Source organism: Serratia sp. BW106, assembly GCF_002607755.1.
GTDB lineage: Bacteria > Pseudomonadota > Gammaproteobacteria > Enterobacterales > Enterobacteriaceae > Serratia > Serratia proteamaculans.
Window position 1 is genome coordinate 38,882 of the sequence record NZ_MCGS01000028.1, and the last position, 23,192, is coordinate 62,073.

23 protein-coding genes are annotated in these 23,192 nt (G+C 56.7%); 9 read left to right on the forward strand and 14 right to left on the reverse strand.

The window, feature by feature from the left end; genetic code table 11:
• Nucleotides 1–4: 4 nt before the first annotated feature.
• Nucleotides 5–1,564 carry a TIGR04028 family ABC transporter substrate-binding protein gene (locus BEI65_RS18540; protein ID WP_232519119.1) on the reverse strand — a complete coding sequence of 520 codons (1,560 nt, stop codon included), beginning with the start codon at nucleotides 1,562–1,564 and terminating at the stop codon, nucleotides 5–7.
• Between the two features lie 241 nt (nucleotides 1,565–1,805).
• On the opposite strand from BEI65_RS18540, the gene BEI65_RS18545 reads away from it, so the two are divergent.
• Nucleotides 1,806–2,054 (forward strand): hypothetical protein, encoded by a 249-nt coding sequence (locus BEI65_RS18545; protein ID WP_085117542.1) that lies wholly within the window; start codon nucleotides 1,806–1,808, stop codon nucleotides 2,052–2,054.
• A gap of 15 nt (nucleotides 2,055–2,069) precedes the next feature.
• Here BEI65_RS18545 and BEI65_RS18550 read toward each other — a convergent pair whose 3' ends face one another.
• The gene (locus BEI65_RS18550; protein ID WP_099064571.1) at nucleotides 2,070–3,365 is read right to left on the reverse strand and encodes an MFS transporter; all 1,296 of its coding nucleotides are present in this window, start codon (nucleotides 3,363–3,365) and stop codon (nucleotides 2,070–2,072) included.
• Between the two features lie 301 nt (nucleotides 3,366–3,666).
• Between BEI65_RS18550 and BEI65_RS18555 the strand changes: the two genes are divergently transcribed.
• A complete protein-coding gene (locus tag BEI65_RS18555) occupies nucleotides 3,667–4,383 on the forward strand; it encodes a FadR/GntR family transcriptional regulator (protein ID WP_099064599.1) in 717 nt (238 codons plus the stop codon).
• A 42-nt stretch (nucleotides 4,384–4,425) separates the two neighbouring features.
• On the opposite strand, the gene BEI65_RS18560 is transcribed toward BEI65_RS18555, so the two are convergent.
• Entirely contained in the window at nucleotides 4,426–5,679 is a 1,254-nt protein-coding gene (locus tag BEI65_RS18560; protein WP_099064572.1) for an enolase C-terminal domain-like protein, read from the reverse strand.
• Between the two features lie 337 nt (nucleotides 5,680–6,016).
• Between BEI65_RS18560 and BEI65_RS18565 the strand changes: the two genes are divergently transcribed.
• The 3 genes from BEI65_RS18565 to idnD all read left to right on the forward strand — a co-directional run bounded on the left by BEI65_RS18565 (nucleotide 6,017) and on the right by idnD (nucleotide 9,302).
• The gene (locus tag BEI65_RS18565) at nucleotides 6,017–6,784 is read left to right on the forward strand and encodes an SDR family oxidoreductase (protein ID WP_099064573.1); all 768 of its coding nucleotides are present in this window, start codon (nucleotides 6,017–6,019) and stop codon (nucleotides 6,782–6,784) included.
• 107 nt (nucleotides 6,785–6,891) lie between these two features.
• A complete protein-coding gene (locus tag BEI65_RS18570; RefSeq protein WP_099064574.1) occupies nucleotides 6,892–8,256 on the forward strand; it encodes an MFS transporter in 1,365 nt (454 codons plus the stop codon).
• The gene (idnD, locus tag BEI65_RS18575; protein WP_099064575.1) at nucleotides 8,256–9,302 is read left to right on the forward strand and encodes an L-idonate 5-dehydrogenase; all 1,047 of its coding nucleotides are present in this window, start codon (nucleotides 8,256–8,258) and stop codon (nucleotides 9,300–9,302) included. The genes BEI65_RS18570 and idnD overlap by 1 nt, the downstream gene beginning before the upstream one ends.
• Nucleotides 9,303–9,329: 27 nt before the next feature.
• Here the strand turns inward: idnD and BEI65_RS18580 are convergent, their stop codons facing one another.
• Nucleotides 9,330–9,959 carry a hypothetical protein gene (locus BEI65_RS18580; protein WP_099064576.1) on the reverse strand — a complete coding sequence of 210 codons (630 nt, stop codon included), beginning with the start codon at nucleotides 9,957–9,959 and terminating at the stop codon, nucleotides 9,330–9,332.
• A 209-nt stretch (nucleotides 9,960–10,168) separates the two neighbouring features.
• Here BEI65_RS18580 and BEI65_RS18585 point away from each other — a divergent pair, with 209 nt between their 5' ends.
• Complete coding sequence (locus BEI65_RS18585) at nucleotides 10,169–11,104, forward strand: LysR family transcriptional regulator (RefSeq protein ID WP_198404479.1); 936 nt, start codon at nucleotides 10,169–10,171, stop codon at nucleotides 11,102–11,104.
• Here BEI65_RS18585 and alkB read toward each other — a convergent pair.
• The gene (gene alkB, locus BEI65_RS18590) at nucleotides 11,087–11,734 is read right to left on the reverse strand and encodes a DNA oxidative demethylase AlkB (protein WP_099064578.1); all 648 of its coding nucleotides are present in this window, start codon (nucleotides 11,732–11,734) and stop codon (nucleotides 11,087–11,089) included. The two genes, BEI65_RS18585 and alkB, sit on opposite strands and share 18 nt — an antisense overlap.
• Before the next feature lie 141 nt (nucleotides 11,735–11,875).
• Between alkB and rarD the strand changes: the two genes are divergently transcribed.
• Nucleotides 11,876–12,769, forward strand: a complete 894-nt coding sequence (gene rarD / locus BEI65_RS18595) for an EamA family transporter RarD (protein WP_099064579.1) — start codon at nucleotides 11,876–11,878, stop codon at nucleotides 12,767–12,769.
• A 25-nt stretch (nucleotides 12,770–12,794) separates the two neighbouring features.
• Here the strand turns inward: rarD and BEI65_RS18600 are convergent, their stop codons facing one another.
• From BEI65_RS18600 to citC, 9 genes are all read right to left on the reverse strand, one after another.
• Nucleotides 12,795–13,490: a 4'-phosphopantetheinyl transferase gene (locus BEI65_RS18600; protein WP_099064580.1), complete on the reverse strand. Its 696-nt coding sequence runs from the start codon at nucleotides 13,488–13,490 to the stop codon at nucleotides 12,795–12,797.
• Nucleotides 13,491–13,593: 103 nt separating this feature from the next.
• Nucleotides 13,594–14,823, reverse strand: a complete 1,230-nt coding sequence (gene agp, locus BEI65_RS18605) for a bifunctional glucose-1-phosphatase/inositol phosphatase (protein WP_099064581.1) — start codon at nucleotides 14,821–14,823, stop codon at nucleotides 13,594–13,596.
• Nucleotides 14,824–14,973: 150 nt separating this feature from the next.
• Nucleotides 14,974–16,437, reverse strand: a complete 1,464-nt coding sequence (locus tag BEI65_RS18610) for an anion permease (RefSeq protein ID WP_099064582.1) — start codon at nucleotides 16,435–16,437, stop codon at nucleotides 14,974–14,976.
• A gap of 28 nt (nucleotides 16,438–16,465) precedes the next feature.
• Entirely contained in the window at nucleotides 16,466–17,350 is an 885-nt protein-coding gene (gene citG / locus BEI65_RS18615) for a triphosphoribosyl-dephospho-CoA synthase CitG (protein WP_099064583.1), read from the reverse strand.
• Nucleotides 17,328–17,876 carry a citrate lyase holo-[acyl-carrier protein] synthase gene (gene citX, locus BEI65_RS18620; RefSeq protein ID WP_099064584.1) on the reverse strand — a complete coding sequence of 183 codons (549 nt, stop codon included), beginning with the start codon at nucleotides 17,874–17,876 and terminating at the stop codon, nucleotides 17,328–17,330. Before citX ends, citG begins: the two co-directional genes overlap by 23 nt.
• A 4-nt stretch (nucleotides 17,877–17,880) precedes the next feature.
• Nucleotides 17,881–19,386, reverse strand: coding sequence for a citrate lyase subunit alpha (gene citF / locus BEI65_RS18625; RefSeq protein ID WP_099064585.1), 1,506 nt, complete (start codon nucleotides 19,384–19,386; stop codon nucleotides 17,881–17,883).
• On the reverse strand, nucleotides 19,386–20,306 hold the full coding sequence (gene citE / locus BEI65_RS18630) for a citrate (pro-3S)-lyase subunit beta (RefSeq protein ID WP_017893387.1): 921 nt from the start codon (nucleotides 20,304–20,306) through the stop codon (nucleotides 19,386–19,388). Before citE ends, citF begins: the two co-directional genes overlap by 1 nt.
• Nucleotides 20,290–20,598 carry a citrate lyase acyl carrier protein gene (gene citD, locus BEI65_RS18635; protein WP_099064586.1) on the reverse strand — a complete coding sequence of 103 codons (309 nt, stop codon included), beginning with the start codon at nucleotides 20,596–20,598 and terminating at the stop codon, nucleotides 20,290–20,292. Before citD ends, citE begins: the two co-directional genes overlap by 17 nt.
• Nucleotides 20,595–21,668 carry a [citrate (pro-3S)-lyase] ligase gene (gene citC, locus BEI65_RS18640; RefSeq protein ID WP_099064587.1) on the reverse strand — a complete coding sequence of 358 codons (1,074 nt, stop codon included), beginning with the start codon at nucleotides 21,666–21,668 and terminating at the stop codon, nucleotides 20,595–20,597. The genes citD and citC overlap by 4 nt, the downstream gene beginning before the upstream one ends.
• A gap of 313 nt (nucleotides 21,669–21,981) precedes the next feature.
• Here citC and dpiA point away from each other — a divergent pair, with 313 nt between their 5' ends.
• Nucleotides 21,982–22,668, forward strand: coding sequence for a two-component response regulator DpiA (gene dpiA, locus BEI65_RS18645; RefSeq protein WP_099064588.1), 687 nt, complete (start codon nucleotides 21,982–21,984; stop codon nucleotides 22,666–22,668).
• A 113-nt stretch (nucleotides 22,669–22,781) separates the two neighbouring features.
• Nucleotides 22,782–23,192, forward strand: a 411-nt coding sequence (locus BEI65_RS18650) for a sugar-binding domain-containing protein (protein WP_369804769.1), incomplete at its 3' end; no start/stop codon positions are given.

Sequence of the window (23,192 nt, forward strand, 5' to 3'; positions counted from 1 at the left end):
CTCCTTAATGTTTCTCTAACCAGGCGCCGTAGAAACTCGGGCGACCCACGGCTTCAAAACTCACCCCTTTCAGATAAGGCGCGCCGGCAAACACCTGCGGCTCCTCAAAGAATGGGATCACATAGGCCTGATCGAGCAGGTAATTTTGTGCCTCGCCGGCAATCTGCAGGCGTTTTTGCGCATCCACCTCAGAGGCAATGCCCAGCAGTAGCGTGTTCAGCTTGTCGTCGCTGAACTGACTGTTTTTACCGGAGCCACCTTGCTGCAACAGCGCATCGCGGTTGGTCGGGTAGAACTGGCTTTTAATCACGTCCGGATCGGCCCGCCCCACCTCCACCACCGCCGCCGGGGTTTTCTGCGGGTCGAGGTTATCTGCTACCCGGCTGCCGGCGTCACCGGCCAGAATATTCAAGCGCGCACCGACCTTGCCCCACTGCTGCGAAACCAGTTGCAGCACCGCCTTGTTCTGCGGTTGCGGCAGCGATTCGTAGACATTCAGCAGCAGTTTTTTACCGTCTTTCTCACGCAGGCCGTCGCTGCCCTTTTTCCAGCCCGCCTCATCCAACAGGCGGTTGGCCAGTTGCGGATCGAACTTCAGCTTGGCGGACAAGTCGACAAAACCGGCGGCGGAAGAGGCAATCACCGATTTGGCCTGTGGGTAGTTAACCGAGAACAGCGTATCGACGATCTGCTTGCTGTCGGTGGCATGCAGTAGCGCCTGACGCACGCGCAGATCGCTTACCAGCGGGTTATCCGGTCGGAAGGCGATGCTGTCATTAACGCCACGCGTTGGGGCCGCGTAGATTGTGAACCCCTGATCCTGAGTCTGCTTCTCGTCGTAGGCCTGGATCTGGCGAATAAAGTCCGCCTGCCCGGCTTGCAACGCACCAATGCGCACACTGTCCTCACCGGTAACAATTACCTTGATCGCGTCCAGATTGGCGCGCCCTTGTTGAGCCAGCCTGGCCGGCCCCCAGTGGTAATCTTTGCGAACGCTAAGACTGACCTCACGCCCCAGCGTCTCGGCGCTGACCACAAACGGGCCGGATCCGATGATATGGTGCGCATCGCCGAGTTGGTCATAGTTGCGGTTCAGGGTGCTGAGCGAAACCAATCCCGAGCCAATCGTGGCGGTACCCTGCAGGAAACCTGGCGACGAATGCTTGAAGTAAAATTTGACGGTTAACGGGTCGATCACTTCGCTGTGGTCGTAGTTATTGATGACTTCAGACACCGGCAGGCGTTTCTCTTTATTGCCCAGGCCATAGGTATCGAAGTTTTTTGCCACCGCGTTAGCATCCAGCGGAGTGCCGTCGGAGAAGGTCACACCCGGCCGCAGCTTGAAGGTGTATTCGGTTTTGTCAGCGTTGCTGTTCCAGGATTCGGCGATCCACGGCTCAATCTCCAGCGTTTGCGGGTTCTGGTAGGTCAGTTTGTCAGTGATTTGATTGAGGATGCCGCCATTGGGATAGAAGCCGCCGGAAGGCGGATAAAGGTTGGTGTGCGCCTGCTGTTCCAGGTAGACCAGCGTGCCGCCCTGCACCGAGGCCAGCGCCGGGTTCATCACCGCCGCCAGGCCCAATGCCACCGTTATCCCGCGGGTTAATCTATTGAAAGAGAAATTAAACATCGTATGCCACGCCTTCTTTATTTCGGAATGTTATGGGTTAGATAACAAACCAAATCAGCGGGGAGTTGAACGAACTAATTTCGCTAACCAATGGCGGAAAATGCACAAGGCATCGGTGGTTGGCAGAAAGGATGTTTTGTTATAACGTATCAGAAATTAAATCAGGAAGACCAAAATGAAAATTCAGCTCTCGCTGTTGTTCCTTGGCCTGTTGGCCGGACGCGCCGCCGCGTTTCAATCCAGGGTGCCAGAACCCCAGCCTGAACAGACGCGCGCAGCGGAAAATAATATCGAGAATAGGTTCTACGGCTTTCATGCGCTGGATGCGCAAACGGTCAATGTCGGCACCTGCGCCGCCTTGCCGCAGGCCGGATGCCAGTGTGCTTTCTGCACCATGCTGCGTCAGGCCGGGCCGGCGAAATAACCGGTCCGGCATAGCTTATCGGCAGGCTGCGACGCCAGGGGTCACAACTCGTTGTGGTGTGTTAGAGAAACGGGTCAGTGCCGTCAGTACCACCGCGATGACCAGCGAAGTGCCCATAAAGATATAGGAAGCCTGCGGCCCCTGCGTAATACCGTTGAGATAGCCGACAATCCAGGCCCCCACAAATGACCCCAGTGCGCCAAAACTCACGATAAATGCCATCGCCCCCGCCATCACGTTGCGTGGCAATAGCTCCGGGATCGCCGCAAAGAACGGGCCATAAGGCGTATACATAGCTCCGCCGGCAATCACCAGCAAGACGTAGGACAACCAAAAATGGTTAGCACCCAGTGTGAAAGACGCGCAGAAGCAAACCGCCCCCAATCCCAGAAACAACAGCACCACCAGCTTGCGCTGTTGATACTTATCAGAGAAATAGGATGCACCAAGCATCAGCGGCACCGCCAACAAATAAGGTGCAGCAGACAACCAGCCGGTAGCGACAATCCCCATGCCGGAAGCGGTTTTCAAGATCGACGGCAGCCACATAATGAAACCGTACATACCGATATTCCAGAAGAAATGAATAAACGACAGTGCCAATACCTTGCGTGACCGAAAGGCCTCGCCGTAATTTTTAATCGGTTGCATACCGGTCTGTTCAGCGGCGAGGGCGGCCTCAAGAGCAGCTTTCTCCTGCTCACTGAGCCAGGTGGCATCTTTTGGCCGATCGACAAAGATCACCCACCAGATTGCCGCCCAGATAATGGCCGGCACCCCTTCAATGATAAACATGCCACGCCAGCCAAAGGCGTCCACCAGATAACCGGACAGTATCGACATCCACAGCACGGTAATCGGGTTGCCAAGAAACAGGAAAGTATTGGCTTTCGAGCGTTCCTGCTTGGTAAACCAATGGCTGAGGAACACCAGCATCGCCGGCATCACGACGCTTTCCGCCACCCCAAGCAGGAAGCGGATCGCCGCCAACGTTGCCACATTGCTGACCAAACCGGTAGCGGTGGCCAAAATGCCCCACAACACCAGGCTCCAAAAAATCAGCCCCTTGGCACTGCGTTTCTCGGCGTAAATTCCTCCCGGCACTTGGAAAAAGAAATAACCGAGGAAAAATAGCGCCCCCAAGAGTGAAGACATACCCGGCGTAATATTGAGATCGTGCGCCAGCCCTGCGGCCGCTCCAAATCCGTAATTGGCACGATCCAGGTAGGCCAGGCTATAGGTAATGAAAGCCAGCGGAATAAGCTTTCGCCAGCGGATCGGTGCCAGCTTGGTGGGTAAATTGATGCTCATATTCGTTTTCCCCAGGAATTTTAATGGATGCCGGTTTATACCTAATGACCGCGCTTGTTGGTGCCCCTTTAAAACATCTGATGTCATACCTTAACTTGTATGACATCACTCAAGATTAAAAATGAATCACATTTCGGTCGTATTCAATGGCCAGTGCTTCGAATTGAAATGACGATCACAAAATAAATTTATTCTCCCGACCTGGTGTCAGCCACGCAAAAATGTGGCGAACAGCTTCACACCTGCGGCATGGCGTGCTATACCACAGGCATGTTGTAGGACAACTTATGCGATGGATATCATGAGTCTTCAATCAATCCAAAAACACAACGTGGTCAACGCGGTCTATGAGCAAATAAAGGAAAAACTGTTGGACGGCAGTTGGCCGCCTGGCAGCAAACTCCCCTCAGAAGCGGAACTGACCACCTCTTTCAACGTCAGCCGGGTCAGCATTCGCAGCGCGGTGCAGCGTCTGCGCGATCTGGGCATCGTGGTGACCCATCAGGGCAAAGGCAGTTTTGTCGCCCAACACCTCAATCCACAGAGCCTGTTCAATGAACAGCAACCGATCATGCACCTCAGCCGTGAAGAGTTTCACGACATGATGGTGTTCCGCCAAACGGTGGAGTTCAAATGTATGGAGCTGGCGGTATTAAACGCCACGCCCGAGGACATTACCGCGCTGGAACAAGCCCTGAACCGCATGCTGATCAACAAAGACGATTACAAAAAGTACTCTCAGGCCGATTTTGAGTTTCACCTGGCCATAGCCAAAGCGTCACAGAACAAGGTGTTCTACAACGTGATGAACTCAATCAAAGACACCTATTACTACTACCTGGAAGAACTGAACCGGGCATTGGGGATTTCTTTGGAAAGCGTCGAGGCACACATCAAGGTGTTTATGGCGATTAAAAACCGCGACTCTTCTACCGCCGTTGCAGTACTCAACGAGGCGATGGCGGACAACGTCACCGCCATCGAAAAACTCAAACAGGCCACACCGGACACCGAGTGATGCACTTTCAAAGGGCGCAATTGAATGCGTCCACAGGTGAGGTTAAGGCCGTGACGCCGTGCCGTCCGGCGTACGTGCCAGAGTCCAGGACGGGATACCGCCGATACACGGGTACTGCGCCGCTTTTTGCTCATCGATATCTATACCTAACCCTGGGCGAACGCTCAGGTAGGCATAACCCCGCTCAATTTCCGGACAGCCGCTAAACACTTCACGCAAGGCGTCATTCATCGGCGTGTATTCCTGAATACCAAAATTGGTCACGCTCATATCCAGGTGCAGGTTGGCGGCGACGCCGACTGGAGAAATGTCGCCCGGCCCGTGCCACGCGGTACGCACACCATGGATTTCACTCAGCGTCGCCAATTTTTTCGCCGGGGTAATACCGCCAATGGTGCTGACGTGACAACGGATATAATCGATCAGGTTATTAGTAATCAGTGGCTTCCAGTCATTGATGTTGGTGAACAACTCCCCCATTGAAATCGGCGTGGAGGATTGCTGACGCAGCATTTTCAACCAGTCTATATTTTCCGGCGCCACCGGATCTTCGAGATAAAACAATTGGTATGGCTCCAGCGTTTTGGCCAGTTGAACGGCGGCGATCGGCGTAACACGCTCATGTACATCATGAATAAACTCAATGCCGAAGCCCAGCTTATTACGCAAGTGTTCGAACAGACGTGGCACGCTTCTCACATAGGCATCGGGATCAAAATAAATGCCCGGTGTATTGCCGCGCGGGGAACGTTTAGGCTGAATGTTTTTTGCCCGAGCCAATTGGGTGGCGATCAATTTCAGATCGTCCGTGCCCGCCCCACCGTACATCCCCATCTGGCAACGCACGTATTGATAGCCCTCCTCCATACGTGCGCGGATGTTGTCCTCTACCTCAAACTCATCGCTACCGTCGGTGTGGCAATACAGCGGAATACCGTCGCGGCATTGGCCGCCCAAGAGTTCATAAACGGGCAGACCGGCGACTTTCCCTTTGATGTCCCACAGCGCCATGTCCACACCGGACAGGGCATTGTTCATGATCGGACCGCTGCGCCAGTAGCCGCTTACGCAGGCAGACTGCCAGATATCCTCGATGCGCGATGGATCCTTACCGATTAGAAACGGTGCCATATAGTCGTCGATGGCCGTTTTCACCGCATGAATGCGTTGAGTGAAGGTCGCGCACCCCAGGCCATATAGGCCCGGTTGGTTCGTCTCGACCTTCACTACAGCCAGATCGATACCGCCTGGCGCGGTGAGAATAGTTTTCACGCCGGTGATTCTTAGATTACCCACTGTAAACTCCTTTGCCGCTAACTCATCAGTTGTCCTACAAGGTGTGGTTAGATTTATATCATCGATAGTGCATGGGCTAAAGCGTCGTTCAAAAATTATGTGCGCCGCGTCATGAAAACAAACTCAACCAATTGTTTTACATTACAATTATTTAATGTTGAATTTTTCTTTTGTGATCCGCGCTTCAAAAACCATTTAACAGAATTGATTTCTGCCAAGGCTTAACGCAACGTTTATATGAATGATGTCATACATGTTGAGCAGCACTAAGCTTAACACGATGCCAATAGCGGTACATGCCGAATCAGGATCCTATAACCAACAGTAAGAGGTTGATATGTCTGCTCTGTTCGATTTAACGGGGAAAACGGCGCTGGTCACCGGTTCTTCTCGCGGATTAGGTTTTTCCTACGCTGAGGGGTTGGCTGCGGCCGGAGCCAGCGTCATTTTAAACGGTACGCAACCTGCAACGGTACAGGCCGCGGTCGAGCGACTGCAATCTCAAGGTCTGCAGGCGCGCGGTTTCGCCTTTGACGTTACCGATGAACAAGCCATAGAGGCGGTATTCAATCAGCTCGACGAGGAACGGGTTGAGGTTGATATTGTGATCAACAATGCCGGTATTCAGTACCGTAGCCCCCTGCTCAACCTGGAGTTGGAACAGTGGCAGCGGGTGCTCGATACCAACCTGACCAGCGCATTTATCGTTGGTCGAGCCGCCGCCAGGCGGATGATCGCCCGCGGTAAAGGGGGGAAAATCATTAACATCGGTTCGCTGACCAGCCAAGCCGCCCGCGCCACGGTTGCGCCTTATACCGCCGCCAAAGGTGGCATCAAGATGCTCACCTGTTCAATGGCCGCCGAGTGGGCCGAGTTTAATATTCAGTCCAACGCCATCGGTCCGGGTTATATATTGACCGATATGAATGCCGCGCTGGTTGATAACCCCGAGTTCGATGCCTGGGTGAAAGCCAGCAATCCCTCTAAACGCTGGGGTAAACCAGAAGAGCTGATCGGCACCGCCGTGTACCTCGCGTCCAATGCTTCCAACTACGTGAATGGACAAATTATTTACGTCGATGGCGGTTGGTTGGCCGTACTGTAACCCTGACCCGCTTTAAATCTGTTTACTTACCCGTGGCATATGACTGTTACGGGGGCATCTCTGTAGCCAAAATTTATAAAAATAAACACCCTGACCAGGACAACACTATGAAAGCAACAAAATCGCGATTCTTTATTCTGTCGCTGTTGTTTATTGTGACGGCTATAAATTATATGGACCGGGCCAACCTGTCCGTCGCCGGCAGTAAAATTCAGTCTGAGTTCGATCTCAGCGCCACCCAACTGGGTTTACTGTTTTCCATGTTTACCTGGTTCTACGCCGCCAGCCAGATCCCGGTTGGTTACGTACTGGATCGCATTGGCTCACGGATACTTTACGGCACCGCCATTATTCTGTGGAGCGTCTTTACTTTCCTGATGGGCTTCGCCTCGCATCATTTGTTCGCCACTGCAACAGCATCATTCTTAATGCTGCTGGCCTGTCGGGCGCTGATTGGTATTGCCGAAGCCCCCTCCTTCCCCTCCAACACCAAGATCATCGCCAGTTGGTTCCCCGACCACGAGCGGGCACGCGCCACGGCGATTTATTCCAGCGCACAATATATCGGGCTGGCACTGTTAACCCCGGCGTTGTCCTTTGTGGTGGCGGATTACGGTTGGGAGATGTCATTCTACCTGTCCGGCGGCGTTGGCATCCTGTTTGGCATTTACTGGTTAGTTAAATATCGCGATCCGCAACACAGCAGTAAAACCAACCAACAGGAGTTGGATTACATTCGTGAAGGCGGTGGCTATGGTTCAAAAAACCAGGCCTGCGTCAGTGAAAAAGTGCGCTGGCGCGATATCGCCTTTTTCCTGAAGAATCGCACCGTCTGGGGCCTGTTCATCGCCCAGTTCGCTTGCTCATCCACACTCTATTTCTTCCTGACCTGGTTTATTGTTTACCTGGAGAAAGGTCTGCACTTACCGATCGCCAAAGCCGGGCTGGGTGCTTCATTCCCCTATCTGATGGCGATGGCAGGCGTACTGTGTGGCGGTACGCTGAGTGATTTGCTGCTGAAAAAGGGCAAATCCCGCACCTTTGCCCGCAAACTGCCGGTGATGTCCGGCCTGTGTCTGACCATGATTATCTGCCTGGTCAATTTTTTCGAAGATCAACCGGTGATCGCCATCGCCATCTTGTCCATCGCCTTTTTCGCCAACGCCTTTTCCAATCTGGGTTGGGTGGTCTGGAGCGATGTGATCCCACGTAATTTTATCGGCACTATGGGCGGCTGCCTGAATATCTGCGGCAACCTTTCCGGCATCATCAGTCCAATAGTCATTGGCGTCATTCTGCAACGCACCAATAACTTCCACTATGCAATGTGGTATATCGCCGCCGTAGCCCTGATGGGTCTGTTGGCCTACACCTTCCTGGTCGGCAAGATTGAAGTGATCGTACCCCCGAAATCCGATCAACCTTTAGCACCGCGCTCCAACGCGGATCTCCACAAACTTGAGGCAAAATAATGAGCAAACGGATCCTAAGCTGTAAAGCCTGCTTCGCCTACGGTGAAAAAGATGTGCGCGTTGAGCAACGCGAGCTGGAATACGATGAGAATGACGTACTGGTGAAGGTCGAACGCGGCGGTATCTGTGGCTCGGATATCCATTATTACCAGCACGGCCGTGCCGGCATGTCGATCCTCAAACACCCGATAGTCGTCGGGCATGAATTCGTCGGCACCCTTAGCCAGGTGCCGGTCGGTTCGGCATTGCGGGTGGGACAGAAGGTGGCCATCAATCCGTCACAACCCTGTAATCATTGCGAATACTGCCTGGCAGGCAAACAGAACCTCTGCGCCACTATGCGTTTTATGGGCAGTGCGCAGTTTAATCCGCACGTTGACGGCGGATTTTCCGAATACGTGGTAGCCACAGAACAACAATGCATTCCCTATCGCGATGACGTATCCCCACAGATCATGGCCTTTGCCGAACCGCTGGCGGTTGCCATTCATGCCGTCAATGTCGCGTGCACGCTAGTGGGCAAACGTGTGCTGGTGATCGGTGCCGGCCCTATTGGCTGTTTGATCCTGGCCGCCGCCCGCAGTGCCGGTGCCGCCGAACTGGTGGCTTCCGACGTCAGTGAACGCTGCCTGGAGCTGGCGCGACAAATGGGCGCGACCAACACCTTTAACCCGCTGGAGGAAGGCAGCGCTACTGTTTATCAGAGCAATAAAGGCTATTTCGACGTGGTGTTTGAGGCCTCCGGCAGCCCGGCGGCCATCGCATCCACCGTGACGCTGGCCCGCCCTGCCGGTACCGTGGTGCAGGTGGGCATGGGAGCCTCTAACGTTGACTATCCGGTTATGCCGATGCTGGTGAAGGAAATCCGTTGGGTAGGTTCATTCCGTTTTGTCGACGAATTTGCCACCGCCGTTAAATGGCTACAGGACGGCCGTATCGATCCACTGCCACTGCTCAGCGGTGAATATCCACCGGAAGCCATCGAAAACGCACTGATCGCAGCCGGTGACAAAACGTTGTCTTCCAAGGTGCAGATCAAATTCTGATCCCCTGCCGAGCCGGGCTGAAAGCACTCAGCCCAGCTCATACTGCACGATCAACTGCCCTTTTTTCATCTTGAGCGCGGTGATGTTTACCGCCCCCAACTCACCCAGTGAGGGGACATGGGTGCCGCCGCAGCCATAGGCAGGCAGCTCGCCGAACCCCACCTGACGCATGCCGTCGACTTCTACTTGCTTGCGAGGTAAATCCGCCGCGATCAGCCGCGCCAGCTCCGCGTCCAGAAAATCCTGATCCAGGGTTTGGGGTTCTGCGCCCGGTGCAAAGGTAATGCGCCCTTCACCCGGCCAGTGGTGCGCCTTGACCGGTTGCCAGCCGCGCGTTTCGCCCAGCCAGCCAATCAGATGTCCGGCGGAGTGCCAGCAGGTATGTAACCGACGCTGCTCGCCCTCAACCTGCACGCTGACCGGACCAAGCGGCACGGGGTCGGCGGTAAAATGCAGTACCTGATCCCCCTGTTGTGCCACACGCAGCACCGGGATGGCACCCAGCCTGCCACCGTCTGCCGGTTGTCCGCCGCCCTGAGGGTGAAACAGCGTGGCGTTCAGTGTTATCGCGTATCCGCCGTCTTCAACCGGAGTACAGGCCAGCACCTGCGCTTCAGCCTGTAAATCGTCGCTGTAAAAATAGAGTCGTTCGGTCATGGTTTTTCTCCTGGTTATACTCTATAGCTTTCAAGTTGCAGCCAGGCGCCAAGCTCGTTCATCCCCAGGCGCTTACTCAAGTAAGTAACTGGGGTGAACGAGTACAGGTAACAACGCTGCAACTTGAAAGATGACGGGTATAGAGGCCCCATTATATTCATGCCATAATCAAAGCATAATCCATCAACTTTACAATGGACCTTTGCGCTGTGAGCACAAATCTTTCTCATTCACTGCTGGCCGAAATGGCCGTGTTTGTTCAGGTGGTGGAAAGCGGCAGTTTTTCCGCCGCCGCTCGTCAACTGGGCACATCTCCATCTGCCGCCAGCCGCAGCGTGGCCAAACTCGAACAGGCGTTGGCGTTGCAACTGCTGCACCGTACCACGCGCAAACTGCGCCTGAGTGAACAAGGTGAAGAGGTGTTTCTGCGCTGTCGCAGCATGCTGGACGCCGCGCACTCGGTGATGGCGTTCAGCGGCCGGGGCGCGGTAGAACCGGAGGGGCTGGTCAGCATCAGCGTGCCCAAAGCCGTCGGCCGCTTTGTGTTGCACCCGCATATGCCAGAGTTTCTACGCCGTTATCCCAAGGTAGATGTTCGCCTGCGGTTGGAAGACCGCTATATGGATTTGATTGACGATCGGGTCGATCTGGCGCTGCGCATTACCGAACGCCCTTCTCCCGGCTTGATCGGCCGCCAGCTGATGACCATCGAACACCTGCTGTGCGCCACCCCCGGTTATCTGGCACAGCACGGCACGCCGCAACATCCGCAGGACTTGGCGCAGCACAGCTGTATTTATCTGGGGGAAACGCCCAACGACGCGCGTTGGAAATTCCGTCGCGCCGGTAAAACGGTCACGGTGAATGTGCACGGGCGCTATGCCGCCAACCACACTGGCGTGCGGCTGGATGCGGTGAAACAGCACATTGGCATTGGCAGCCTGCCGTATTTTACGGCCCGGCAGGCGCTGGACAGCGGTGAAGTGGTGCAGGTGCTGCCGGAATGGGACTTTCTCAGCAGTTATCACGGCGGCCTGTGGCTGCTGTATGGCCCAAACCAGCATCTGCCGCCCAAACTGCGGGTGTTTATCGACTATCTGGTCGCCTGTCTGGCGAAAGAGCCACAGCTAAAGCGCCTTGCGTAGGGTGATATTGATCCGGTGTGGGCCCACCAGCGAATGATAGCCCTCTTTGATCGGCATAATACCGTGGAAGCACAGCCGCGACGGGCCACCCCACACCACCACGTCACCGTGTGCCAACGGAATGCGTTGGGCGCGGTCACTGCGCTGCATGCCACCGAACTGGAACACCGCCGGTAACCCCAGTGAGACCGAAACGATCGGCGAGCCGAAATCATGCTCGTCTTTATCCTGATGCAACGACAGCTTGCTGCCCGGATCGTACCGGTTCATCAGGCAGGAGTCCGGCACGAAAGGGGCAAAGCCCGCTTGCTGCGCCGCCTCATCCGCCAGTGCCATCAGAATCGTCGGGATCGGCGGCCAGCGCTTGCCACTGCGCGAGTCGCGTTCGGAGTAACGGTAGCCCCGGCTGTCACTGCTCCAGCCATTGCCACACCAGCTCATCGCCACCGACATCACGTGGCCACCCGGCGTGGTCATGTGCCGCCAGGGCACCTGGGCGATCACCCCATTCACCGCGGCCAGCAACTCCGGGCCATGATCGCGCACAAAGCCGTGCATCACCACCGCCCCTGGGGCAATCTGCTCCCGCCACGGCGGCGGTACGGCGTCTTCAAAAAGATCGAGGGTCATCACAAAAACACCTGTATTAATACACAGTATTTATTTTAACCCGCTAGCGCCGATTGTCCAGTGTGATGCGCGGCATTGTTGTCGGCACCAAACTTCACTAGAGTAGGCGGCAATAAAATCAATCACTTTTCAGGACAGTCCGTGATTAAAGGAATAGCCCTTTCCGTCATCGCCTCGATATTGTTCGGTGTGATGTATTACTACACCTCCACCCTGACCCCGCTCGACGGCGAACAAGTGTTTGGCTGGCGCACCCTGCTGACGGTGCCATTTTTGACCCTGTTTATGGTGATTTCCGCCGACTGGCGCAAAGTCAGCGAGACCCTGTGCTGGATAAAACAACGACCGCGCCGCCTGCTGTTTCTGCCGCTAAGTTCGGCGCTGCTGGGGGGTCAACTCTGGTTGTTCCTGTGGGCGCCATTGCACGGCAAAGCGCTGGAAGTCTCACTCGGCTATTTCCTGTTGCCGCTAACTATGGTGCTGGCGGGTCGTTTGATCTTCCGCGACAGGCTTTCTTTGCTGCAAAAATTGGCGGTTGCCTGCGCGATCATCGGCGTTGGCAATGAACTGTATCAGGTGGGCGGCGTCTCCTGGACCACGCTGGTGGTGGCGCTGGGCTATCCGGTTTACTTTATTCTGCGCCGACGTTTCGGCACCGATAATCTCGGCGGATTGTGGTGTGAACTGACGCTGATGCTGCCGGTCGCCGCCTGGTTTGCCTTCGGGGGGAACGGGCCGCTGGCCGCGCTGAGCGTCAGCCCGACGCTGTATTGGCAAATTCCGCTGTTGGGGGTGATCAGCGCCGCTGCGCTGGTGTGTTATATCCTGGCCAGTCGCCTGTTGCCGTTCAGCCTGTTCGGTTTACTGAGCTACGTGGAGCCGGTGCTGCTGGTGATCGTGGCGCTGTTGCTCGGCGAGAGCATCGGCCGGGAGGAATGGCTGACCTATATTCCAATTTGGCTGGCAGTGCTGTTGTTGGTGTCAGAAGGTGCTGGTCATCTATTGCGTCGGCAACGGATAAAATCAACTACGTGACAGTGCAACGCATTTATTACATTGATTACAAACAAATAAATGTAGTGACGTCGTCACTTTCATGCCAGTAGCGCCCGCTAAAACGTCGGCCGGCATGGCAATGCGGCGTGAGCTGTTTGAGCAATTCCAATTCAAAGGTCTGTTGTTGCGGATCAAGTGCCACCAGGTGCGCATCAAGAAAATCAAAATAGCTGCGCACCTGTGGGTACAAGGCCTTGAACAAGCTTTCTTTGGCGGAGAACACCAGCGTCAACAGTGGGTTAAATGCCTGTGGCTGTGCGCGCAGTTGCTCACACTCCGCCTCGCTGACGATAGCGCGCCACAACTCCTCCGCCCGTGCGGCAGGGATCAGCGTTTCAACGTCCAGCCCCACGCCACCCAACCCCGTTTCCCGATGTACGGCGCAAAGCGCAGTATCCGCATTATGACTGAGCGCACCGGCAATGCCCGGCGGCCACTGTGGCGCACGGTCCTCGCCAGGTAATAAGGTGAAGTCGGCAAACCCCAGCGACGCCAGTAACTCTCGTGCCAGGTAACGTCCGGCCAGATACTCCGCCCGCCGCTTTGGCACCGCCCGCGCCAGATGATCGGGCAGTGTCATGCCGATTTCGTCAAAACAGCTGTCCTGATAATGGGCCAAAGAAAAGTGGCAACGCGCGATCTGCCCCGGGTAATCATCCAGGTTCAGCCATTCAATTCTGGGGATAAAAGAAGAGAACACTTGTCGTCCATGTTGGGTGTGTAGGCGCTAATTTTAGACGCCGAATCCATGGGCAACAATGATTATTCCTCTCCCCCGCCATTGAGGGAGAGGAACGGCAAGATTACAGAATGCCTTTCATGGTTTTTTCGAAGTCGCTCCAGGCGCAGTAACCCTGTTTATCTACCGGGCAACCTTTCAGCGCCAACGTTACGCGCTGTGGCGGGGTTTTCAGCGTCAGCGGGCTGGCATTACGCAACTGGTCGGTGGATTGATACACATACTCAATCTTCAGCAGGTCGCGATCGTTTTTCTTGTCGTGCCAGCGCTGGAACACCAGCTTGCCGCCAATCGGCGTTTTCTCATATTGATGCGGCAGTTGGTACGGTTGGAACTCCATCGCCGACAGCAGAGAAGCGATGTTGGAATCGTGGCCCACCAGCACCGTCACTTTCGGTGAGTCCGGTTTGCGTTCACCAATCAGTGCGCCGTTGATGTAGGTCAGCAGCGGCTTGGCCACGTTCTGCGCTACCACCGGCGAGGTGAACAACGAATCCTGATAGCCGTCTTTCAACTGCGCCAACTGTTTCCACTGCTGCGGCGTGGTGATTTTGCCCCAGGCCACGTCCTTCATCGGGAAGCCTTCGTAATATTGCAGCATGAAGGCATCCACCAGCGAGTTGCCCACCCGCAGCGGACCCGCGACACCCGGCTCTTTGCCCGGTACCGCACTCATTTTGCTGGCCTCTTTGGTCAGATCGCAGTGCTTGTCGGTTTTACAGCTGCTGGAATCTTTATAATCGATGATTTTCGCGAGTTGTTTATAGGCCGCATCCAGCTTCAGCGAGGCCAGTTCCTTGTTCATCGCCCCCAGCGCCTGTTGATTGAAAGCGTCGCTGTTGTCGGTGATGATCGGGTTGAAGGTCGGATCCATCTCCCCCATTTTGTCCTGATGATGCACGCTGATGTCACAGCCAGGGAACGCGCCGTTGGTAAAGAACTGCGCGGTCGCTACCGTGCGCTGCAGGCTGTTGGCATAAACGTAAACGCTGCCGGCCGTTGGGCAGCCTTCCTGCGGCAGTACTCCGGTTTGTTTCAGCCACGCATTGAAATAGTGGCCCATATACACTTCCAGCACCCCGCCCTTGGTAGTCAACAGGCCACCCGGCGTGTCCCAGGCCGGCCAGGCTTTAGGCGTGGACTGTGCCAGTACGCTGCCGTTATTGGCCAGTGGCGCACGCAGGTTATGGCGACTCATCACCAGCACCTGATCCAATTGATAGTCGTTGGTTTCCGCCAGGGCAGTCCCGGTCATTAATAACGGCAAGCACAGCAATAAGGCTTTTCTTTTCATCCGCAGAGGCTCCAGGAAAATGATTATTTTTAATGTGTTAGCTTTTGCTTCGCTATGATGGAGAGGTTAACGGGGAAAGTGTGTGATGAGTATCACAAGGAAAGGTCTGCCCAGCGGCCATCCGCAGATGACCGCCGTTAACTCAAAAAATTACAGCCACAAACGCATGATTGGCCAGCCGATCAACAGCAGCGCGGCGATATACACCACGCCGAGAATACCGCCCATGCGCCAGTAATCTTTCGACTTCACGTAGCCGCAGCCGTAAATGATCACCCCAGGGCCGGTAGCGTACGGCGTCAGCACGCCCATGATGCCGATCGACAGCACCAGCAGCATCGACAGTTGCTCCATCGGCACCCCCGGCAACCCTTTACCCACCGCCAGGATCACCGGCAGCATGGTGGCCGTGTGTGCCGACAGGCTGGCGAACAGGTAGTGGGCAAAGTAGAACACCAGCACCAGCGCCACCACCGTCATATTCGGTGAAAAACCGTCCAGGTGGGTGCTCATGGTCTGGGCGAACCAGTCGATAAAGCCGGAGCGGGTCAGGCCGTTGGCCATCACCACCAGCGTCGCCAGGTTAACCAGCGTATTCCAGGCGCTGGAATATTTGGTGATCTCCTTCCACGACACCACGTGCAGCGCCAACATCAAGGATACCGCCAGCAGGCAAACCGTGGTGGCATCCAACAGCTTACCGCCAAACACCCACAGGCACAGGCTGAGCAGCACCAGGCCAATCAGCGTGTATTCCTTGCGCGTCAACTTGCCCATTTCGGCCAGCGCGGTATTGGCCCAGGTCGCCACTTCGCTGCTGTGGGTCACGCCCGGTTTGTACAGGTAATAGGAGATCAACGGCGCGATAATCAACAGCAGCAGCCCGACCGGCAGGAAGGCCAGGAACCACTGCATCCAACTGATGTGCACCCCGGCAATCTTGCTGACGAACTCGATCCCCAGCACGTTCGGCGCGGCACCGGTGACGAACATCGAGGAGCTGATGCTGGTCCCCACCACCATCATCCACATCAGGTAGCCGCCGATACGGCGCGAGGAGGGATCATTGGGGAAGGAGTCAAACAGCGGCGGCAGATTTTTCACCACCGGGAACACGGTACCGCCGGTACGGGCGGTATTGGACGGGGTAAAGGGCGCGAGCAGAATGTCGATGATCACCACCGCATAGCCGAGCGTCAGGGTACGCTTGCCCATAAACTTCACCAGGAACAACGCAATGCGTCGCCCCAGCCCGGTCGCTTCGTAGCCGAGCGCGAAGATGAATGCGCCGAACACCAGCCAGACGGTGGTGCTGGAGAACCCCGCCAGCCCCCATTTCAACGCTTCTTTACCGGCCTTAAAGCCCGGTTCTGCCAGCTCCTGCGCACCGAACAGCACCCAGTTGGCACTCAGCACGCTGAGGGTCACGGCGATAAAGCTGATCGCCGTCGCCGGGATCGGCTCCAGGATCATGCCGACAATCATCGCCACAAAAATGGCAAAGTAACGCCAGGCCTGCGGCGGCATGCCGTCCGGCGTGGGTATCCATAACAGGATAGCCAGCACCAGCAACGGCGTCAGCGCTTTCCAGATTTTTTCCTTGGTTTCGGACATAAGTTTCTCCAGAGACGGGATATTGTTTTTAGTTCGGTAACTGCGCCAGTAGCCAGGTAACGATTAACAGGTCGGCGCTGCCGCCGGGGCTGAGGTTGCGCATGATGCAGTCGGCGTCAAACTGCCGCAGGCGCTGTATGCCCTGCTCGCCCTGCGCGCCACCTTGAGCCAACAGCCCGGCGGCACGCTGCTGAAGCCAGTGCAGGCCTTCGATGCCGCCGCGCGAAGCGACGTTGGTGTCATCGTTGTGGGCCATCAGCCACAGCAGGCTGTCCATCAGCGCGGTCTGTTCATCACAACCGGCGTTCAGCCGTTGTCGGTACAGCGGCAAAGCGCCGTTAATCACCCGTTCGAAGCCGGATTCGGCCTCGCCGCGCGCGCCACTCAGGCCATGCTCAGCAAACAGCCGCTGACCGGCAGTCTGTAGCGCGTTGTGCTGTTGCAGCTCGCGCGCCACCAGCCCGTCACACATCGTCGCCACTTCGGCGCACAAGGTTTTGGCGTCGATATGGCGTTGCTGCTGATCACAACGGCCGAAGGCGGCACACAGCAGACCGAGTGAAAACACGCTGCCTTTGTGGGTGTTGACGCCGCCCGTGGCCTGGAACATGTGGTTTTCGCAGGCCAGCCCCAACGGGCGCAGCCGCAATAACTGCTCGGCTGCCGGGCGGAAAGCATCGTCGCGGCCCTGGCGGATAAAGCGCGGCAGCCAGATGCCAATGGCACGGGCGCTGCGGTAAAAATGACCGAGGTTCATATCCCGGTGTGCGCCGTTGTTATGACGATCCACCAGGCCCGGTTTGGGGGTCAGATTCACTTCCACCAGCAGCGCCCGGTAGGCGGCATGGGCGAAGTCCCCGACTTGCGTTTGGCGGGCATAACGGACGGGATCAGCGGGTAGCGAGTGCATCATTGAGCATCCTTTCCATTTCCTGCAGCAGCTGTTCACTGCTGTGCTGCCGTTGGCGGGCGCAGAGTTTGGCCGGTTGGCTGCACAGCAGACAGCGACGTTCCGCCAGCCCCAGATCGCGGCGCGACAAAATGCGCCCCTGTGAGTCCAGCACGTCGATATCCCACAGTCGGCCAATCGGCTGCTGCACTTCCAACTGCATGGCGCAATCTTTCACCCGCTGGGCATCGGCCTGTAGCGCCACAAAACCTTCGCAGCCGGTGGACAGCGCCAGCGTTTCGGCCTGCACGCAGCGCCAGCCCTGCTCGCCCCACAGCTGTTGCAGCGCCTGCCAACCCAGGTTGAAGATATTGCGCGTCAGCGCGCTGTCTTTTACCCCACCGGGCACCACCAGCGTCAGCACCAGCAAGGTAGACTGATGCTGTGCCAGCCACGCCTGCTGGCGGGCCTGACGACATTCGCGGCTGGTAAGCAGTTCCGGCAGGCTGACTGCGCGGTTGGCGGCCAGTTCAGGAAGGACGCTAGCCATAGGATTACTCCGCCACCTGATGCACCACGTCGATCACCGAACCGTCGCGATAGCGCACGACCGCCACTACCTTGTCGGTAAAGACGATCGGCTCCGGTTCACCGGTCAGCAGCAGCGCCCGCTGGCGCAGCCAGTCGATGCCGACCACCGGCAAACCGGCCTCTTTCAGCCGCTGCGCCAACTCTGGCCGCGCCGGGTTAACGGCAATACCATGATCGGTAACCAGAATGTCGATGCTGGAGCCGGGCGTGACACAGGTGGTCACTTGCTCGACCAGCGTTGGGATGCGCCCACGCACCAGCGGTGCCACGATGATCGCCAGCCGCGCGGCCGCAGCGGTATCACAGTGGCCGCCAGAGGCACCGCGCAGCAGGCCGTCGGAGCCGGTCAGCACGTTAACGTTGAACCCGGTGTCGATTTCCAACGCGCTCAGCACCACCACGTCAAGCCTATCGACCGAGGCACCCTTCGAACTGAAATTGGCGTACTGGTTGGCGCTGATCTCAATGTGGTTAGGGTTGCGCGCCAGCGACATCGCCGCCGCGCGGTCAAAACTTTGCACGTCCAGCAGCCGGGTGATCAGCCCTTTTTCATGCAAATCCACCATGGTCGAAGTGATGCCACCGAGTGCGAAACCGGCGCGAATACCGCGTGCGCGCATCTTGTCTTCCAGAAAACGCGTCACCGCCAGTGAGGCGCCGCCGGTGCCGGTTTGCAGCGAGAAACCTTCGGTAAAGTAGCCGGAACCGGCGATCACTTCGGCGGCCCGACGGGCAATCAGCAGTTCACGCGGGTTGGAGGTCATGCGCGTGGCGTCGGCACCAATCTTGTCGGCGTCTCCCACCCGTGCCAGTTGAACGATCAGATCCACCCGATCCTGTGCCAGGCTGGCCGGATGATGCGGATAAGGCACAATCGCCTCGGTCAGCAACACCACGGTGCCCGCCGCGTCGGCATCCACTTTGGCGTAACCCAGCGAGCCGCAGCAGGCTTCGCCGCTGTAGCCGTTGGCATTGCCGAACTCATCACAGGCCGGTACCCCAAGGAAGGCGACGTCAATCGCCAGTTCACCGGATTCGATCAGGTTGACCCGACCACCGTGGGAGTGGATCTGCACCGGTTCGGCCAGCAGGCCGCGTGAGATGGCGTCCGCCAGCGGGCCGCGCACACCGGAGGTATAAATCCGGCTTACCACCCCGTTGCGAATATGACCAACCAACGGCGCATGGCATTCACTCAGCGAGCTGGAGGCCAGCGTCAGGTTGCGGAACCCCATCGCCGCCAGCGTTTCCATCACCTGATTCAGCGCCAGATCGCCACCGCGAAACGCATGGTGGAAAGAAATGGTCATGCCGTCCTGCAATCCGCTGCGGCGCACCGCCTGTTCCAGCGTGTCGCAGCGTTTGATATCGCGGGGTTTACGCGCCTGCTGGTTAGCCTTGGAGGAATCCTGATAGCAGCGCAAATCCGCCAGGTTGTTCAGGGTCATCAGTCGTTGTTGACGTTTCATTATGCTTCCTCTCCATGCTGAACCGAGGCTTCGCGGATGCCGGAAAGCGCTGCGCGCTGCAACACCAGCCGTGCGCGCTCAATCACCGGGCTGTCGACCATCTTGCCGTTGAGCGACACCACGCCGCGCCCTTCCTGCTCCGCCGCTGCGGCGGCATCCACCACCCGCTGGGCATGGGCCACCTCTTTGGCGGTTGGCGCATACAGGTTGTGCAGCAGTTCGATCTGCCGGGGGTTAATCAGGGATTTGCCGTCGAAACCGAGCTGTTTGATCAGCGCCGCTTCCTGCAGGAAACCGGCTTCGTTATTGGCGTCGGAATAGACCGTATCGAACGCCTGAATGCCTGCGGCCCGCGCCGCCTGCAACAGTGAGCAGCGCGCAAACAGCAGCTCGATGCCCTCGGGGGAACGTTCGGTACGCAGGTTGCGTACATAGTCTTCCGCCCCCAGCGCAATACCGATCAACCGTGGCGAAGCATGGGCGATAGCCACCGCCTGAGTGATGCCCGCCGCCGACTCAATCGCCGCCAACAAGCCGGTGCTGCCGACCGGGCGTCCGCAGTCGGCTTCGATGGCGGCAATCTCGCGATCCATATCCACCACGTCCTGCGCGCTGTCGGTTTTCGGCAAGCGCACAATGTCGGCCCCACCACGGACTACCGCCTGCAAATCTGCCAGGCCGTAAGCGGAATCCAGCGCGTTAACCCGCACAATGGTTTCCACTTCCTGATACAGCGGATGTTGCAACGCGTGATAGACCAGCCGCCGCGCCGCGTCTTTTTCGCGCAGGATCACCGAGTCTTCCAGATCAAACATCAGCGCATCGGCCTGATAGATAAAGGCATTGCTCACCATCGCCGCATTGGCGCCGGGCACGAACAGCATGCTGCGGCGCAGGCGGTGTTTATTCAGCGTTTTCATTAGGCGCTCCCCATGGCAGTTGGCCATTGTCGCTGGCACGCATCAGCGCGGTTTCCAGCCGGGCCCGTAGTACGCAGTCGAGCGCGCCTTTGTCGTCCACCATCACCTGCACCGGCTCCACCTGGTAGTGTTGCAGCACCTGCAGCAGCGTCTGGCGGATGGCTTCGCCGAACTGTTTTTCCACGCTGCTGGCGATCAGCAGATCGTGTTCCGGCCCCTCAGCGGGCGCGATGCGCACCATGACATCGCTGGACTCCAGCGTGCCGGCCATTGCTTCTCGGATAATTTTCATCTTTCACCTGATTGTGCGGATTCAAAGGGGGTGACTGCCGGTTTGGCCCGGCGCTGCGTTTGCAAATCTTGCAGGTAATACAGGGTGTCTGGCGGTACCAGCGGCGCGGCGGCGTGAAAATCGCCTGCCGCCAACAGCTTGCGTACCCAGGAGGCCGAGATCGCCGTGCCCTGATATTGCAAACGCTCAATTTCTACCAGCGCGATCGGCGGGCTGGGTAACGCCGGGGTTTCCAGCCAGTAACGCATATCGCGGTTGTATTTCGCGGTGACCGCGCAGAACGGCTCGTTGCCGACAAAACGATGGGTGATGCCCAGCGCGGGGGCCAGATACTGACGAAAGATCTTGAGATCGATTTCGGTGTAACAGTCGTCGGCAATACCCTGATCTTTAATGAAGTAACAAGGGAAAGTGGCGCGGGAAATGACGTATTGCGAACCTTCATGCACCGTCAGGTTAGGGATATCCGTGGTGCCCGCCAGTACCAGCCGCCGCCGGTCTTCATAGCTGAAACGCGAGGTGTTTTCCTTGACCAAAAACAGGTGCAGCCAGTCGCACTTTTCTGCCGCCTGGCGCACCAGATATTGGTGACCGCGGGTAAAGGGGTTGGCATTCATCACGATGCTGCCAATGGTGTGGCCCGGCTGTCGCTGGCCCGCCAACTGGGCGGCATAGCGCTTCAGGCGGCACGGGCTGTTTTCCATCAGCACCACAATGCCCGGTACCTGGGCTATCGGATAAAAACCGCACTGGCGGAACAACGCTTCATTTTGGATTTTGGTGTAGATAAATAGCTGGGTGTGGTGGCGTTCATAAGCCAGATTGACCAGTTCGGTCGCCAGCCGCAGTGCCAACCCTTCGCCACGCATTTGTGGGCTGATAGCGACGCATTTGATAATATTGTCTGCAATGCCGCCGCAGGCGACCAATTCATCGTTTTGCGTCACGGTAATAAATATTTCAACCGTAGTATCAATATTCAGGTCGTTACTCCGCAGAAAGGCATTAATCTGCGCTATATTTTTATGATCTGATCTTTTCACTCGGTCAAATACGGCATCGCCCAACATGGCACACTCTCTGGGTTAACTAATAAATAACAAATTAAACAGAAAATAAACATCAATTAACATCTTTAGGAATAATTAAAACCTTAAAGATAAAACCGTTAAAACCATCAGGCACATTTAATAAAACAATAGTAGGCAGAAAAAAGTAGCGAATTATTGACCTATTTCACAAACCCCTCCCGGTTAATAAGTTATTTAATGTTCTTTATTTACTTAATTATTTTTATGGTGTTTATTATTGAGATAATCTTTAATTGATGGCGCAATTACATTACATTTACGTAGCATATTCATTGCAACTGGAAAATGCCCTATGGAATGGTTGAACATACTGATTGTCGAAGATGAAACACCGCTGGCGGAGATGCATGCGGAATTTATCCGGCAGAACGGCGGTTGCCGGCAAATCTGGTTGGCCGGCAACCTGGCGCAGGCGCGCATGATGAGCGAGCGCTTCAAACCGGATCTGATCCTGCTGGACAACTTCCTGCCCGACGGTCAGGGCATTGAGCTGCTGCGTGAACTGACCCTGAGCGGTTATGCCGGTGGCATCGTGTTTATCACCGCCGCCAGCGATATGGATACCGTGGCCGAAGCGCTGCGTTATGGGGTCTTCGATTACCTGATCAAACCGCTGGCCTACGATCGTCTGTCCCACACGCTGCTGCGCTTTAGCCAGCGGCGGCAGGCGTTGAAAGACAAAGCGCGGCTTAGTCAGCACCGCATTGATCAGATGTTCAACACCTACGCACGCGGTGAACAGCAGGCGAGCTTGCCGGCAGGCATCGATGAACTGACACTGGTGAAAATCCGTGCCTTGTTTGAACTGCCTTCGGCCAGCCACACCGCTGAAAGCGTTGCGCAAAAAATGGGGCTAAGCCGCACCACCGCACGCCGTTATCTGGAGTTTTGCACCGCCGCCCAGCAGCTGCGTGCAGAAATCATTTACGGCAAAGTGGGCCGCCCGCAGCGGATTTACCGCCCCAACCTGCCAGAATAAGCGGTTATTTGATCGCCCCTGCAAGCTTGAATGTAACCGCTTTACTTTTATCACTATCCTCAGCATCTTATTCGGCATGATGCCTCTATAATCCGCCGACAGGACGATCGCTGATGAGTAGCCTGCCCCTTCCTTCCCTGAAAGACCTTCTCGCCCGCCGGGACTGGCAAAATCCGGCCTGTACCCATTATCAACGGCTGGCTGCACATCCGCCTTTCTCGAGCTGGCGCAGCCTGAATGCTGCGCGTGACGATGAGAGCAGCGGTAGTCGGCAACTTCTGAACGGCGACTGGCAGTTCAGCTATTTCGGCAGCCCGCAGGCGGTCCCCGACGGTTGGTTGCAGCAGGACCTGGCCGACGCCGATACCCTGGCGGTGCCGTCTAACTGGCAACTTGCCGGTTATGACGCGCCAATCTACACCAACGTCCGCTACCCGATCCCGGTCGATCCGCCGCGGGTGCCGGAACAGAACCCGACCGGCTGCTATTCGCGACAGTTTACTGTCGATCCCGCCTGGCTGGCT

Bases quoted from the DNA above. Each gene is read 5' to 3' on its own strand.
- citX (WP_099064584.1), bottom strand. From the start codon at position 17,876: ATGGCTAGCGTCCTTCCTGAACTGGCCGCCAACCGCGCAGTCAGCCTG.
- BEI65_RS18570 (WP_099064574.1), top strand. From the start codon at position 6,892: ATGAAAGCAACAAAATCGCGATTCTTTATTCTGTCGCTGTTGTTTATT.
- dpiA (WP_099064588.1), top strand. From the start codon at position 21,982: ATGGAATGGTTGAACATACTGATTGTCGAAGATGAAACACCGCTGGCG.
- citD (WP_099064586.1), bottom strand. From the start codon at position 20,598: ATGAAAATTATCCGAGAAGCAATGGCCGGCACGCTGGAGTCCAGCGAT.
- BEI65_RS18545 (WP_085117542.1), top strand. From the start codon at position 1,806: ATGAAAATTCAGCTCTCGCTGTTGTTCCTTGGCCTGTTGGCCGGACGC.
- idnD (WP_099064575.1), top strand. From the start codon at position 8,256: ATGAGCAAACGGATCCTAAGCTGTAAAGCCTGCTTCGCCTACGGTGAA.
- BEI65_RS18610 (WP_099064582.1), bottom strand. From the start codon at position 16,437: ATGTCCGAAACCAAGGAAAAAATCTGGAAAGCGCTGACGCCGTTGCTG.
- BEI65_RS18540 (WP_232519119.1), bottom strand. From the start codon at position 1,564: ATGAACCCGGCGCTGGCCTCGGTGCAGGGCGGCACGCTGGTCTACCTG.
- citE (WP_017893387.1), bottom strand. From the start codon at position 20,306: ATGAAAACGCTGAATAAACACCGCCTGCGCCGCAGCATGCTGTTCGTG.
- citF (WP_099064585.1), bottom strand. From the start codon at position 19,386: ATGAAACGTCAACAACGACTGATGACCCTGAACAACCTGGCGGATTTG.
- agp (WP_099064581.1), bottom strand. From the start codon at position 14,823: ATGAAAAGAAAAGCCTTATTGCTGTGCTTGCCGTTATTAATGACCGGG.
- BEI65_RS18555 (WP_099064599.1), top strand. From the start codon at position 3,667: ATGAGTCTTCAATCAATCCAAAAACACAACGTGGTCAACGCGGTCTAT.
- BEI65_RS18565 (WP_099064573.1), top strand. From the start codon at position 6,017: ATGTCTGCTCTGTTCGATTTAACGGGGAAAACGGCGCTGGTCACCGGT.
- alkB (WP_099064578.1), bottom strand. From the start codon at position 11,734: ATGACCCTCGATCTTTTTGAAGACGCCGTACCGCCGCCGTGGCGGGAG.
- citC (WP_099064587.1), bottom strand. From the start codon at position 21,668: ATGTTGGGCGATGCCGTATTTGACCGAGTGAAAAGATCAGATCATAAA.
- BEI65_RS18580 (WP_099064576.1), bottom strand. From the start codon at position 9,959: ATGACCGAACGACTCTATTTTTACAGCGACGATTTACAGGCTGAAGCG.
- citG (WP_099064583.1), bottom strand. From the start codon at position 17,350: ATGATGCACTCGCTACCCGCTGATCCCGTCCGTTATGCCCGCCAAACG.
- BEI65_RS18550 (WP_099064571.1), bottom strand. From the start codon at position 3,365: ATGAGCATCAATTTACCCACCAAGCTGGCACCGATCCGCTGGCGAAAG.